The following is a 12,878-nucleotide window of genomic DNA, read 5'->3' as shown; positions in this document are numbered from 1 at the left end:
TAACCGGTTGCTGCTCGCAGCCGTAACCGCCCGGGCGAACGGGGTGCACTATGAAGCATGGAGCGCACCGCCCGTCATCCGCTGCTGCGGCGCCCGGCCGTCCACCTCGGGTTCGTCGTCGGCGTGGTGCTGGTCGTGGTCGCGGTGTGGTGGTTCCAGCCGTGGAAGCTCTTCGTCGACCAGGTCGTCGAGGAGCCCGTTCCCGTCGCTGCGATCCCCGGGGACGGGCCGCAGGTGATGCCCGCCGTCCTGGCCGGCGGTGAGCTGATCAGCCACGAGCACGCCACCAGCGGCACCGTGCAGATCCTCCGGCTCACCGACGGCTCCCGCGTGCTGCGCCTGGAGAACCTCGTCACCAGCAACGGCCCGCAGCTCGAGGTGTGGCTGACCGATGCCCCGGTGCTGCCCGGCCGCGACGGCTGGTACCTGTTCGAGGATGCCCGCCACGTCGACCTGGGTGATCTCAAGGGCAACGTCGGCAGCTCCAACTACCCGATCCCGGCCGACGCCGACCTGCCCACGCTGACCAGTGTGAGCATCTGGTGCGGCCGCTTCGACGTCTCCTTCGGGGCCGCGGCCCTGCGGCCGACCGCGATCTGATCCGGCTATACGCTGGAGAGCGTGACAGAACGCACCCTTGTCCTGGTCAAGCCCGACGGTGTCTCGCGCAAGCTGATCGGCGAGGTCCTCGCCCGGATCGAGCGCAAGGGGCTCGACCTGGTGGCGATCGAGCTGCGCACCGTCGACCGGGAGCTGGCGGCCCAGCACTACGCCGAGCACGACGGCAAGCCCTTCTTCGAATCCCTGCTCGAGTTCATCACCTCCGGCCCGGTGCTCGCCGCCGTCGCCGAGGGCCCTCGCGCGATCGCGGCCTGGCGGCAGGTCGCCGGCGGCACCGACCCGGTGGAGAAGGCGGCCCCGGGCAGCATCCGCGGCGACTTCGGCCTGGAGACCCAATACAACCTGGTGCACGGTTCGGACTCGGTGGAGTCGGCCGCCCGCGAGATCAAGCTCTGGTTCCCGAACCTGTGAGTGCGGAGCCTGCCGGGGTAGCCGGGGCCGGTCAGCCCCGGCGCCGGGTCACCAGCCCCACGGCGGCGACCGCCCCGAGCAGGCAGATCAGCGCGGTGATCCCGAAGATCTCCCGGTACTGGGTGAGCAGCGCGGCGCGCAGCGCCTCGGTGTAGCGCGCGAGCTGCTCCCGGTAGACGCCGGGCGCCACCCCGAACGGCAGTGGCGTCACGAGCCCGGCGGTCAGCTGCCGGAAACGGTGCAGGCCCCAGGTGGTCAGCACCGCCACGCCGACCAGCATCCCGGTGCTGCGCGCGACCACGGTCGCCGCCGAGGCGACCCCGCGCCGGTCGGCCGGCACCGCGCGCAGCACCGCGGCCGCCACCGGCGCGACGACCAGGCCCAGGCCGAGACCGGCCAGCACCAGGTCGGTGTCCAGCACCGGTAGCGACACCGGCCCGGCGGAATGCCGGGCGCTCACCGGATCGGCAGGCCAGCGCGACATCAGCAGGAATCCGGTCGCCGCGGTGAGCATGCCGAGCACGGCCACCGCCGCGTCACCGGCCCGCGGCGCAAGCAGCCCACCGAGCAGCGCCCCGGCCGGCAGCGCGACGAGGAACCGGGTGAGCAACAGCGCCGCGTCGACGGCGTCACGACCGAGCAGCGTCTGCCCGAGCAGTTGCACGTCGACCAGCGTCACCATCAGCGCCGTGCCGACGACGAAGCCGACCACCAGGCCCGCCGCCACCGGCCGGCTGTGCACCCCGGCCGGGTCGAACAGCCGGGTCCGGGCCCGCGTCTCCCAGCCGGCGAAGGCCAGCAGCGCGACCCCGGCGCCTGCCAGCCACCACGGCGCGTCCGCCGCGAGCACCGACCGGGCCGGATCGCCGTTGTAGAGCCCGACCACGAGCAGACCGAGACCGGTGGCGAGCAGCAGCCCGCCGACCACGTCCACCCGGGTGCGGGGCGCACCGGCCGGCTCACCACGCGGCACCGCGACCTGCACGGCCGCGACCGCGGCCAGCGCGAGCGGCAGGTTGACCCAGAACAGCCCGCGCCAGCCGATCAGCACGGCCAGCCCCACCCCGTACAGCGGGCCGAGCACGCTGCCCAGCTGCTCGGCCGCGCTCACCGCGCCCAGCGCCGCGGCCCGGTGGCGTCCGGCCACCAGGTCACCGACCAGCGCCATGCTCACCGGCAGCAGCGCACCGCCGGCCACGCCCTGCAGCGCCCGCCCGCCGATCACCGTCGCCAGGTCCGGACCGGCCGCGGTGATCGCGGAGCCGGCGGCGAACGCGAGCAGGCAGACCTGCAGCACCCGGCGGCGGCCGTAGCGGTCGGACAGCTGGCCGAGCAGCGGCATCGCCGCGACGTAGCCGAGCAGGTAGCCGGTGACGAGCGGGGTGGCCCGTTCGAGCCGGTTCACCGGCACACCGAGGTCGACCACGATGGTCACCAGCACGGTGACCACCACGTAGCCGTCGAGCGCGGCCAGCAGCACCGCGAGCCCCGCGATGCCGATCGCCAGCCGGGGCCGCCGGACGGGGGCGGGGGTGCTGGTGGCCGCCGGGGCGGCGGTCTGGTCCACCGGGGCTACGCGGGGGCGGTGACGCTGACCGGCGCGTCGTAGTCGTGCAGCTGCACCGTCGCCGGGCCGGTCGCGCTGCCGGGACCGGCCGGCACCTGCAGCTCGGCCTTGACCAGCCGCGAGGTCGCGGCGTCGATCCACAGCAGGCCCTTGACCGGGCCGCTCACCCCGGGCACCAGCGCGGCCACCGCGTCGGGGGCGAGCGTGGCCGGCACCCGGTAGCTGTCGACCCCGTCCACGGTCTCCTTCGCCTCGGTCGCGCCCGGGGTCGCGGTCGCCAGCAGCCGGGCCACGCCGCGCTGCGGGTCCAGGACGACCGTCGGGTCGTAGAAGCCGGCGGCCAGGCTGACCGGGATCGGCGGGCCGAACCCGCCGGTGGGGCCCTTCAGGTAGATCTTGCCGCCGACCACCACGAACTCGAACTCGACGGGTGTGCCGCCCTGGGCCAGCGTGACCGAGCCGACGGCGTCGCCCGCCGCGGTGAGCGAGCCGGTCGCGGCGCGCACCGGGACCGTGCTCAACGCCGGATCGACCTGGATGTCCACCCCGACCGTCCTCACCTGCTTCATCGCCGCCGCCGAGCGGGACAGCAGGTCGGCGGCGGCCGGCAGCGCGGCGGTGGTGGGGCCCGGCGCGCCGGTACAGCCGGCGAGCAGCAGCACGAGGCCGGCCGCGACGGCGGCGAGCAGATGACGGGGTCGCACGGCGGCAGGGTAGCGGGCGGTCCCGCCGGCCCCGGGCCGGCCGGAATGGGCGCGCAGACTGTCGGGGAAGCGGGCTAGCGTGCTGGATGTGTCCGATGCTCTGGTGCAGGCGCGCGGGCTCCGCAAGCGCTTCGGTTCCTTCGAGGCCGTCCGCGGCATCGACGTCGACGTGGCGCGCGGCGAGGTGTTCGGTTTCCTCGGCCCCAACGGGGCCGGGAAGTCCTCGACCATGCGGATGATCGCCTGCGTGTCGCCGCGCACTGCGGGGTCGTTGCAGGTGCTGGGCATGGACCCGGGACCCGACGGCCCGCGGATCCGGGCCCGGATCGGTGTGGTGCCGCAGCTGGACAACCTCGACGCCGAGTTGTCGGTGCGGGAGAACCTGGAGATCTACGGCCGCTACTTCGGGCTGTCCCGGCGGCACGTGCGGGCGAGGGCCGCGGAGCTGCTGGAGTTCGCCCAGCTCACCGAGCGGGCGGGTGATCCGGTGGAACCGCTGTCCGGCGGCATGAAGCGGCGGCTGACGATCGCCCGGTCGCTGGTCAACGACCCGGAGCTGCTGCTGCTCGACGAGCCCACCACCGGCCTCGACCCGCAGGCCCGGCACCTGCTGTGGGACCGGCTCTACCGGCTCAAGCGCGAGGGGGTCACCCAGATCATCACCACGCACTACATGGACGAGGCCGAGCAGCTGTGCGACCGGCTCGTGGTGATGGACGGCGGGCTGATCGCTGCCGAGGGCACGCCGGCGGAGCTGATCGAGCGGTACTCCACCCGGGAGGTGCTGGAGCTGCGGTTCGCCCCGGAGAACCGGCCCGCGGTGGGCACCCTGGAACCACTCGTCGACCGGGTCGAGGAGCTGCCCGACCGGTTCCTGCTCTACACCGCCGACGGCGAGCGCGCGCAGGCCGAGGTGGCCCGGGCGGGGCTACGGCCGCTGTCGGAGCTGATCCGCCGCTCCTCGCTGGAGGACGTGTTCCTGCGGCTCACCGGCCGGACGCTGGTCGACTGATGGCGCCGGCCGAGACCACCTCGCGCGCGGCGGCCGCGGCCCCGGGCCGGCTGCGCGGCGGGCTCATCGTCGTCGAGCACTACTGGTCCTGGTACCGGCGCAACTGGCGGGCCACCGTGGTGTCCTCGGTGCTGCAGCCGCTGCTGTTCCTGCTGGCCTTCGGGGTCGGTTTCGGGGCCCTGGTCAACGGCACCGGCCGCGCCGCGGCGGCCACCGGCGGCATCGCCTACCTGGTGTGGCTCGCGCCGGGGCTGCTCGCCATGTCGGCGGTGCAGAGCGGGGCGTTCGAATCGACGTACCCGGTGCTGTCCGGGTTCAAGTGGCAGCGGGTCTACCACGCGATGGCGGCCACCCCGCTCACCGGCGGGCAGATCGCCGGCGGACACCTGGTCTGGATCGCGTGCAAGATGTTCGCCTCCGGCGCGATCTACGTGGCGGTGATCGCGCTGTTCGGAGGCGTGGCCGGCCCGGGGATCGTGGTGTCGCTGCTGGTCGCGGTGCTGGCCGGGATGTCGGTGGCGGCGCTGGTGATGGCGTACGCCGCGACGATCGAGAACGAGGGCTCGGCGTTCAACGCGCTGTTCCGGTTCGTGATCATCCCGATGACGCTGTTCTCCGGGACGTTCTTCCCGATCGAGAGGCTCCCCGCGTTCGTGCGACCGATCGCATGGATCTCGCCGCTGTGGCACGGCACCGAGCTGGCGCGATCCGCCGCCCTCGACGCCTGGCGTCCGGCGGCCGCCGCCGGGCATCTGGCCTATCTGGTCGCGCTGCTCGCGGTCGGCACCGGGCTGGCCACCCGCCGGTTCAGCAGGAGGCTCGCGCCGTGACCCCGCCGATCGCGCCGCCCGCCGCTGCGGTCCCGCTCGCGCTGCGGCTGCTGCCCGCCGGCAGCTACGCCGGCCGCTCCCGGGTGCTGCTGCTGCGTTCGGCCACCGCGTCCCGGCGCACCTGGCTGGCCTTCGTCTCCGGGTTCTTCGAACCGGTGTTCTACCTGATCGCGATGGGCCGGGGTCTCGGCTCGCTGGTGGGGCAGCTGCCCGGACCGGGTGGGGCGATGATCAGTTACGCGGCGTTCATCGCACCCGGGCTGCTCGCGGCGTCGGCGATGAACGGCGCGGTGTTCGACTCGACCTACAACGTGTTCTTCAAGCTCAAGTACGCCCGGCTCTACGACGCGATGCTGGCCACCCCGCTGGGGCCGGTGGACATCGCGCTCGGCGAGATCGGGTGGGCGTTGCTGCGCGGCGGTCTCTACGCCACCGGATTCCTGTCGGTGATGGCGGTGTTCGGGCTGCTCACCTCGCCGTGGGCGGTGCTCGCGCTGCCCGCGGCGCTGGTCGTGGCGTTCGCGTTCGCCGCGATCGGGATGGCCGCGACGTCGTTCATGCGCTCGTGGCAGGACTTCGACCTGGTGACGCTGGCGATCCTGCCGATGTTCCTGTTCGCCACCACGTTCTACCCGCTGTCGGTGTACCCGCGGTGGCTGCAGCTGGTGGTGGAGTGCCTGCCGCTGTTCCACGCCGTCGAGCTGATGCGGGGGCTCACCACCGGCGCGGTGCACCTCGGCCTGCTCGGGCACCTGGCCTACTTCGCGGTGATGATCGCGGCGGGGGTGACGGTCGCGGCCCGCCGGCTCGACGTGCTGCTGCTGAAATAGGTCATCGGCTGGCCGCGACGGGCGTGCAGCGCGAGGATGGGCGCATGACCGTCGTGGCGCCGCGCTCCACCGCCTTCGACCTCCTGCGCGCGGTTCTGGTCGCGGTGCTCGCGGTGGTGCAGATCGTCGTGTCCGGGCTGGCCGGGAGCGGCGCGGTGGGTGAGCCGATCGCAGTGGTGGCGAACTCTCACCGGACGCCGCTGCTGGCCGCGGGCTGGACATTCTCCGTCTGGACTCTGATCTACCTCGGCTTCGGAGCCTATGCGGTGTTCCAGCTGTTGCCCGCCCAGCGCGGCCGGGCCGTGCACCGGCGCACCGGCTGGTGGCTCGCGGCGACGGCCGTGTTCAACCCGCTGTGGATCCTCGCGTTCGGTTCCCGGCACCTCCTGCTGGCCGAACTGCTCATCGTGGCGCTACTGGTGAGCCTCGCGTGCGTGTTCGGCCGGCTCAGCCACGAGCCCGTTGCGAGCGTCGTCGAGCGCGCCGTGTTCCGGGTGCCGATCGCGATCTACACCGGGTGGGTATCGCTGGCCGTCGTCATCGGCACCGCCGCCACCGGGGCGTGGATCGGCCTGCCCGGCGGTGGCGCGCTGGCCGCCGCGGCGGCGGTGGCCGTGCTGCTCGCGGCGGCCGCGATCGTCAGCTCGGTGGTGGGTACCGGGACGAGCGTCGTCGGCTACGCGGCCGCGGCGGTGTGGGCGCTGGTGGGCATCGCGCTGAACGGGCCGCCGGCCGCCGTCGCGGTGGCCGCGTGGCTGGCCGTCGTGGTGGTCGTCGCGACGACCACCCGCCGTGTCGCCCGTTCGGTGCAGCCCGCCCGGCTCGCCTGGGGCTGAGTCGTCCCGCCCTGCCGTTGCCGGTCCGCCCGGCCGGGCGGGTACCGTGCCGGATCGGCGGACCCGCCTGCGGCGTGGAGGACGAACATCATGATCACCGGCAGTATCGTCGCCCTGGTCACCCCGATGCGGGTCGACGGCGCCGTCGACCACGAAGCGCTCGCGAAACTGGTCGACCGCACGATCGAGGCCGGGACGTCGGCCATCGTGTCGGTGGGCACGACGGGCGAGTCGGCGACGCTCACCGTCCCCGAGCACACCGAGGTCATCCGGCACACCATCGACGTGGCGGCCGGACGGGTGCCCGTGATCGCCGGCACCGGCGCGAACAGCACCACCGAGGCCATCCACCTCACGGAGTCGGCGAAGGCGGCCGGGGCGGACGCCGCCCTGCTCGTCACGCCGTACTACAACAAGCCCCCGCAGGAGGGCCTGTACCGGCACTTCCGTGCCGTCGCCGAGGCCGTGGACATCCCGCAGATCCTCTACAACGTCCCGGGCCGCACTGCCTGCGACATGCTGCCCTCGACCGTGGAGCGGCTGGCCGCGGTGCCGAACATCATCGGGCTCAAGGAGGCGAAGGGCGACCTCGACCGGGTCCGTGACCTGGTCGCGCTGGAGTTGGCGGACTTCGCGCTCTACTCCGGCGACGACGCCACCGCCCGGGCCAGCATGCTCGCCGGGTTCCACGGCGACATCTCCGTCACGGCCAACGTCGCGCCGGAGGCCATGGCCCGGATGTGCGCCGCGGCCATCGCGGGCGACGCCGAGACCGCCGCGACGATCGACGCCGACCTCGCCGGGCTGCACCGTGCGCTGTTCGCCGAACCGAACCCGATCCCGGTGAAGTGGGCGCTCGCGGAGATGGGCCTGATGGAACCCGGCATCCGGCTGCCCCTGGTGCCGCTGGACGAGATGCACCACGAGGACGTCCGCGCCGCACTCCGGATGGCCGGCCTGCTGCCCTGACGCCGGACCTCGCGTTGTGCAGCCATAACGCCGCCAGGTGCGTTCGCATCGCTGCGCTGTGTCTCCCCGACACGGGTGGAAGGCCGGGCGGGGGGTGCGGCTGCGGAGCGCGCGTCTACCCTGGGGCAGCGTGAGCGTCCAGTCCGTCTTCCCTGCCCTCGAATCGCTGCTGCCGCGGGTCTCGAAGCCGGTGCAGTACGTCGGCGGCGAGCTGAACGCGCAGCTCAAGGACTGGGAGTCCGCCGCCGTGCGGTGGGCCCTGATGTACCCCGACGCGTACGAGGTCGGGCTGCCCAACCAGGGCGTCATGATCCTCTACGAGGTGCTCAACGAGCGCGACGACGCCCTCGCCGAGCGCTGCTACGCCGTCTGGCCGGACCTCGAGAAGCTGATGCGCGAGAACGGCGTGCCGGCCTTCACCGTCGACGGGCACCGTCCGCTCGGCGCGTTCGACCTGATCGGCGTCAGCTTCTCCACCGAGCTGGGCTACACGAACCTGCTCACCGCGCTCGACCTGGCCGGGATCCCGTTGCACGCGTCCGGCCGCGACGAGACGCACCCGGTCGTCGTCGCCGGTGGGCACGCGGCGTTCAACCCCGAGCCCATCGCCGACTTCATCGACGTCGCCGCCATCGGCGACGGCGAAGAGGTCGTCGGCGAGATCACCGAGGTGGTGAAGGCGTGGAAGGCCGAGGGACGCCCGGGCGGACGCCGCGAGCTGCTGCTGCGCCTCGCCGAGACCGATGGTTGCTACGTCCCGTCCCTCTACGCCGTGGAGTACGGCGCCGACGGTGCGATCATCAGGGTCGCCCCGACCGTCGAGCGCGTCCCCGGCACCGTGCAGAAGCGCACCACCGGTGACCTGGACTCCTGGCCGTACCCGCGCAAGCCGCTGGTCCCGCTGGCCGAGACGGTGCACGAGCGGGCCAGCGTCGAGATCTTCCGCGGTTGCACCCGCGGCTGCCGGTTCTGTCAGGCCGGGATGATCACCCGCCCGGTGCGGGAGCGCTCGCTGGCCGGCATCGGGGAGATGGTCGACCGCGCGGTGCGCGCGAGCGGGTTCGACGAGGTCGGGCTGCTGTCGCTGAGCTCGGCCGACCACTCCGAGATCGCCGAGATCACCAAGGGCCTGGCCGACCGCTACGAGGGCACCAACACCTCACTCAGCCTGCCGTCCACCCGGGTCGACGCGTTCAACATCGACCTGGCGAACGAGATCTCCCGCAACGGCCGCCGCTCCGGGCTGACGTTCGCCCCCGAGGGCGGTTCCGAGCGGATCCGGCGCGTGATCAACAAGATGGTCTCCGAGGAGGACCTGATCCGCACGGTCTCGGAGGCGTTCGCCCAGGGCTGGCGGCAGGTCAAGCTCTACTTCATGTGCGGCCTGCCCACCGAGGAGGACGCCGACGTCCTGGAGATCGCCGGGATGGCGCACCGCGTCATCAAGGCGGGTCGCGAGGCGTCCGGGCGCAACGACATCCGCTGCACCATCTCCATCGGCGGATTCGTACCCAAGCCGCACACCCCGTTCCAGTGGGCCGCGCAGGCGCACCCCGACGTCGTCGACGAGCGGCTGCGCAAGCTGCGCGCCGCGATCAACAGCGACCGCCGGCTGGGGCGCAACATCGGCATGCGCTACCACGACGGGCAGCCCTCGCTGATCGAGGGCCTGCTGGCCCGCGGCGACCGGCGGGTCGGGCGGGTCATCGAGCGGGTGTGGCGTGAGGGCGGACGGTTCGACGGCTGGAGCGAGCACTTCTCCTACGAGCGCTGGACCGCCGCGGCCGCGGCCGAGCTGGAGCCGCTGGGTGTCTCGCTGGCCTGGTTCACCACCCGTGACCGTGGCCGGGAGGAGATCCTGCCCTGGGACCACCTCGACTCCGGTCTCGAGCGCGACTGGCTGTGGGACGACTGGCAGGACGCCCTCGACGGCCGTGAGCAGGACGACTGCCGGTGGACGCCGTGCTTCGACTGCGGTGTCTGCGCGTCCACCGGCACCGACATCGAGGTGGGTCCGAGCGGCACCACGCTGATTCCCCTGACGGTGGTGAACCCCGTCAGCGGGAACCGGTTCGCGGGTGGCTGAACCGGGCACCGGGGCGACCCCGGAGTTCACCATCCGGGTCGCCGACGAGCGCGACCTGGACACCCTGGCCGGGTTGCGCCGGGCCTGGCTCGAGGAGCGGTCCGGGCACCCGGTGGGCGACGAGGGGTTCGAGGCCGCGTTCGCGCAGTGGTGGCGGACCGAACTACCCCGCCGGACGTTCTGGCTGGCCGAGGTCGGCTCCGAGCGGGCCGGCTGGACGGCGATCGGCTCGATCAACGTCGTGGAGATCGTGCACATGCCCCGGCCCGGGGCCCGGGGCGGCCGGATCGGGCAGGTCGGCAACGCGTTCGTGCTGAGCGCGTTCGCCGACCGGGGTGTGCCGCGCGCGCTGCTGGCCGAGGCGGTGGAGCACGCCCGGCGGCGGCGCTACCGGCGGCTGGTGCTCGCGCCGACGCCGGGCAGCGCCGCGTTCTACCGCCGGGCGGGTTTCAGCCCCGCCGGCGATTCGATGCTCGTCCTCGACCCGGCCGCGCTCGGCGAGTAGGGCGCCCCGGCGGTCTTCCGGTACTCGGGAAGGTTCGCCAGAGGTGGATCGTTACAGTATGCGTGGGCGCCGAGCCAGGCGGGCTGCCCACTGCCGGCGGGCCCGTGTCGTCGATCGCACGGAGGTGTTGATGTCCGACGCGTCGGACAACCCCGCAAGCAGAACCCCCGGCCCCGTGGCGGACCCCGCCGCGGGGCGCCCGAGCTTCCACCACGAGCAAGAGGGCTACCAGAAGGGGCTCAACACCCGGCACCTGCGCATGATCGCGATCGGCGGGGCGATCGGCACCGGCCTGTTCATGGGTGCCGGTGGCCGGCTCAACACGGCCGGTCCGGCGCTCGCGCTGGTCTACGCGGTGTGCGGGTTCTTCGCGTTCCTCATTCTGCGGGCGCTCGGCGAGCTGGTGCTGCACCGTCCCTCGTCGGGGTCGTTCGTGTCCTACGCGCGGGAGTTCTTCGGGGAGAAGGCCGCGTTCGTCGCCGGCTGGATGTACTTCCTGAACTGGGCGATGACCGCGATCGTCGACGTCACGGCCATCGCGCTGTACGTGCACTACTGGGGCAGCTTCAGCGCGATCCCGCAATGGCTGATCGCGCTGGTCGCGTTGGTCGTGGTGCTCGCCGTCAACCTGGTCTCGGTCAAGGTGTTCGGCGAGCTGGAGTTCTGGTTCGCGCTGGTCAAGGTCGTCGCGCTGGTCACGTTCCTGGTGGTCGGCACGGTCTTCCTCGCCGGCCGGTTCCCGATCGAGGGCCGGCCGACGGGCCCGAGCGTCATCCTGGACAACGGCGGCCTGCTGCCCAACGGGCTGCTCCCGGCGATCGTCATCGCCCAGGGCGTCGTCTTCGCCTACGCGGCCATGGAGCTCGTCGGCACCGCGGCGGGGGAGACCGAGGACCCCGTCAGGGTCATGCCGCGGGCCATCAACTCGGTGGTGCTGCGGATCGCGGTCTTCTACGTCGGCTCGGTCCTCCTGCTCGCGCTCCTGCTGCCCTACACCGCCTACCACGCGGGTACGAGCCCGTTCGTGACGTTCTTCGGCGCGATCGGCGTTCCGGGTGCCGGATCGCTGATGAACCTCGTCGTGCTGACCGCGGCGTTGTCGAGCCTCAACGCCGGCCTGTACTCCACCGGCCGGATCCTGCGGTCGATGGCGCTGAACGGCTCGGCGCCACGGTTCACCGCGCGGATGTCCGAGGGCGGGGTTCCCTACGGCGGCATCGGGCTCACCGCGGTGATCGCGCTGGCCGGCATCGGGCTCAACGCCGTCGTGCCGCAGCAGGCCTTCGAGATCGTGCTGAACGTCGCCGCGCTGGGCATCCTGTCCAGCTGGGGGATGATCGTGGCCTGCCAGATCCGGTTCGTCCGCTGGTCGCGGGCGGGTCTGGTCCGGCGGCCGTCGTTCCGGCTGTTCGCCTCGCCCTACAGCGGCTACCTGACGCTGGTGTTCCTACTCGGGGTGCTGGTGCTGATGGCCTTCGACTACCCGGTGGGGACGTTCACCGTCGGCTCGCTGGTGGTCGTCGTCCCGGCGCTGGTCGCGGGCTGGTTCGCCGTCCGGGGCAGGGTCCGCTCCATTGCGGCGGAGCGGTTCGGCGGCACCGCGGGACCCGAGGCCGGCGGCGGCTCGTAGACTCGCGGCATGGCTCGAGTCCGGCCCGGAGAGGCGGCGAACCCCGCTCCGCCCACGGTGCAGCGGATCCGGCTGCGGTTCGCCAGGCGCGGCCGGCTGCGTTTCCTCTCCCACCGTGACGTCGCCCGCAGCTTCGAACGGGCGGTGCGCCGTGCGGGCGTGCCGGTGTCGCACTCGCACGGGTTCAGCCCGCACCCGCGGTTGTCCTGGATCGGCGCCGCGCCGACCGGGGCGGCGAGCGAGGCCGAGTACCTGGAGATCGGCCTGACCCGCCCGGTCGATCCCGCGCAGCTCGTCGCCGAGCTCGACGCCGCGCTGCCCGACGGGCTGGACGTGCTCGAGGCGGTGGTCGCGGAGGGAACCCCGCTGGCCGAGCGGATCGACGCCAGCCGGTGGTGCGTGGAGCTGCCCGGCGTCGAGCCGGAGACGCTGCGGGCGGCGCTGTCAGCGCTGCTCGCGGCCGATTCCGTGGTCGTCGAACGGGTGACGCCGTCGGGCCGCCGGGAGATCGACGTGCGGGCCGCGCTCGTGACGGCGGAGGTCTCCGAACCGGCTCGTCCGGTGGGTGTCACACCATCGACCATGACCGGTTCGGGCGCGGTCTGTGCGATAATGACAGCGGTCGTACGGCAGACGACACCCGCCGTTCGACCCGACGACGTGTTGGGCGCACTCGACGTTGTCGCAGGCCTCAGGCCGCCGGTGCCCGCGAAGGCGACCCGGATGGCCCAGGGCCGGCTCGACAACCGAGGCCGCCTCGCCGATCCGCTCGGCGCCGACCGGGTCACCACCCAGGTCTGATCGGGCGAGTTCGGTGCGTGGCCGGCGCCCGCCGGCCTCCGGTGCGCGCCGTCGTGCACCGCAGCTGAGGATTGCT

Annotated in this window: 13 protein-coding genes; 11 read left to right on the top strand and 2 right to left on the bottom strand. The window is 73.0% G+C overall.

The features are described from left to right. Nucleotides 1-57: 57 nt before the first annotated feature. Together HF526_RS05410 and ndk are read left to right on the top strand one after the other, a co-directional pair. The gene (locus HF526_RS05410) at nucleotides 58-600 is read left to right on the top strand and encodes a DM13 domain-containing protein (RefSeq protein ID WP_169380132.1); all 543 of its coding nucleotides are present in this window, start codon (nucleotides 58-60) and stop codon (nucleotides 598-600) included. A gap of 21 nt (nucleotides 601-621) precedes the next feature. Further along, nucleotides 622-1,032 carry a nucleoside-diphosphate kinase gene (gene ndk, locus HF526_RS05405; RefSeq protein WP_169380131.1) on the top strand — a complete coding sequence of 137 codons (411 nt, stop codon included), beginning with the start codon at nucleotides 622-624 and terminating at the stop codon, nucleotides 1,030-1,032. Nucleotides 1,033-1,063: 31 nt separating this feature from the next. Here the strand turns inward: ndk and HF526_RS05400 are convergent, their stop codons facing one another. Both HF526_RS05400 and HF526_RS05395 read right to left on the bottom strand, forming a co-directional pair. Then, the gene (locus HF526_RS05400; RefSeq protein ID WP_338051310.1) at nucleotides 1,064-2,599 is read right to left on the bottom strand and encodes an MFS transporter; all 1,536 of its coding nucleotides are present in this window, start codon (nucleotides 2,597-2,599) and stop codon (nucleotides 1,064-1,066) included. A gap of 5 nt (nucleotides 2,600-2,604) precedes the next feature. Beyond that, nucleotides 2,605-3,303 carry an LppX_LprAFG lipoprotein gene (locus HF526_RS05395; RefSeq protein WP_169380130.1) on the bottom strand — a complete coding sequence of 233 codons (699 nt, stop codon included), beginning with the start codon at nucleotides 3,301-3,303 and terminating at the stop codon, nucleotides 2,605-2,607. Nucleotides 3,304-3,391: 88 nt separating this feature from the next. Here HF526_RS05395 and HF526_RS05390 point away from each other — a divergent pair, with 88 nt between their 5' ends. The 9 genes from HF526_RS05390 (at nucleotide 3,392) to HF526_RS05350 (ending at nucleotide 12,802) form a co-directional block, all read left to right on the top strand. Further along, nucleotides 3,392-4,315, top strand: coding sequence for an ABC transporter ATP-binding protein (locus HF526_RS05390; protein ID WP_338051309.1), 924 nt, complete (start codon nucleotides 3,392-3,394; stop codon nucleotides 4,313-4,315). Next, nucleotides 4,315-5,145, top strand: a complete 831-nt coding sequence (locus tag HF526_RS05385; protein WP_169380128.1) for an ABC transporter permease — start codon at nucleotides 4,315-4,317, stop codon at nucleotides 5,143-5,145. The genes HF526_RS05390 and HF526_RS05385 overlap by 1 nt, the downstream gene beginning before the upstream one ends. Then, nucleotides 5,142-5,975: an ABC transporter permease gene (locus HF526_RS05380; protein ID WP_338051308.1), complete on the top strand. Its 834-nt coding sequence runs from the start codon at nucleotides 5,142-5,144 to the stop codon at nucleotides 5,973-5,975. The genes HF526_RS05385 and HF526_RS05380 overlap by 4 nt, the downstream gene beginning before the upstream one ends. A gap of 44 nt (nucleotides 5,976-6,019) precedes the next feature. Continuing rightward, a complete protein-coding gene (locus HF526_RS05375; RefSeq protein ID WP_169380127.1) occupies nucleotides 6,020-6,811 on the top strand; it encodes a tryptophan-rich sensory protein in 792 nt (263 codons plus the stop codon). A gap of 90 nt (nucleotides 6,812-6,901) precedes the next feature. Continuing rightward, the gene (gene dapA / locus HF526_RS05370; protein ID WP_169380126.1) at nucleotides 6,902-7,780 is read left to right on the top strand and encodes a 4-hydroxy-tetrahydrodipicolinate synthase; all 879 of its coding nucleotides are present in this window, start codon (nucleotides 6,902-6,904) and stop codon (nucleotides 7,778-7,780) included. Between the two features lie 130 nt (nucleotides 7,781-7,910). Further along, the gene (locus tag HF526_RS05365) at nucleotides 7,911-9,866 is read left to right on the top strand and encodes a TIGR03960 family B12-binding radical SAM protein (protein WP_169380125.1); all 1,956 of its coding nucleotides are present in this window, start codon (nucleotides 7,911-7,913) and stop codon (nucleotides 9,864-9,866) included. Further along, nucleotides 9,859-10,371, top strand: a complete 513-nt coding sequence (locus HF526_RS05360) for a GNAT family N-acetyltransferase (protein ID WP_169380124.1) — start codon at nucleotides 9,859-9,861, stop codon at nucleotides 10,369-10,371. The genes HF526_RS05365 and HF526_RS05360 overlap by 8 nt, the downstream gene beginning before the upstream one ends. Nucleotides 10,372-10,501: 130 nt before the next feature. Continuing rightward, complete coding sequence (locus HF526_RS05355) at nucleotides 10,502-12,001, top strand: amino acid permease (RefSeq protein WP_169380123.1); 1,500 nt, start codon at nucleotides 10,502-10,504, stop codon at nucleotides 11,999-12,001. Between the two features lie 9 nt (nucleotides 12,002-12,010). Then, complete coding sequence (locus tag HF526_RS05350) at nucleotides 12,011-12,802, top strand: TIGR03936 family radical SAM-associated protein (RefSeq protein ID WP_211176789.1); 792 nt, start codon at nucleotides 12,011-12,013, stop codon at nucleotides 12,800-12,802. Nucleotides 12,803-12,878: the final 76 nt, after the last annotated feature.

The organism is Pseudonocardia acidicola (assembly GCF_012911935.1).
In the GTDB taxonomy this organism is placed as follows: Bacteria; Actinomycetota; Actinomycetes; order Mycobacteriales; family Pseudonocardiaceae; genus Pseudonocardia; species Pseudonocardia acidicola.
This window is presented reverse-complemented; position numbering and strand designations above follow the sequence as displayed.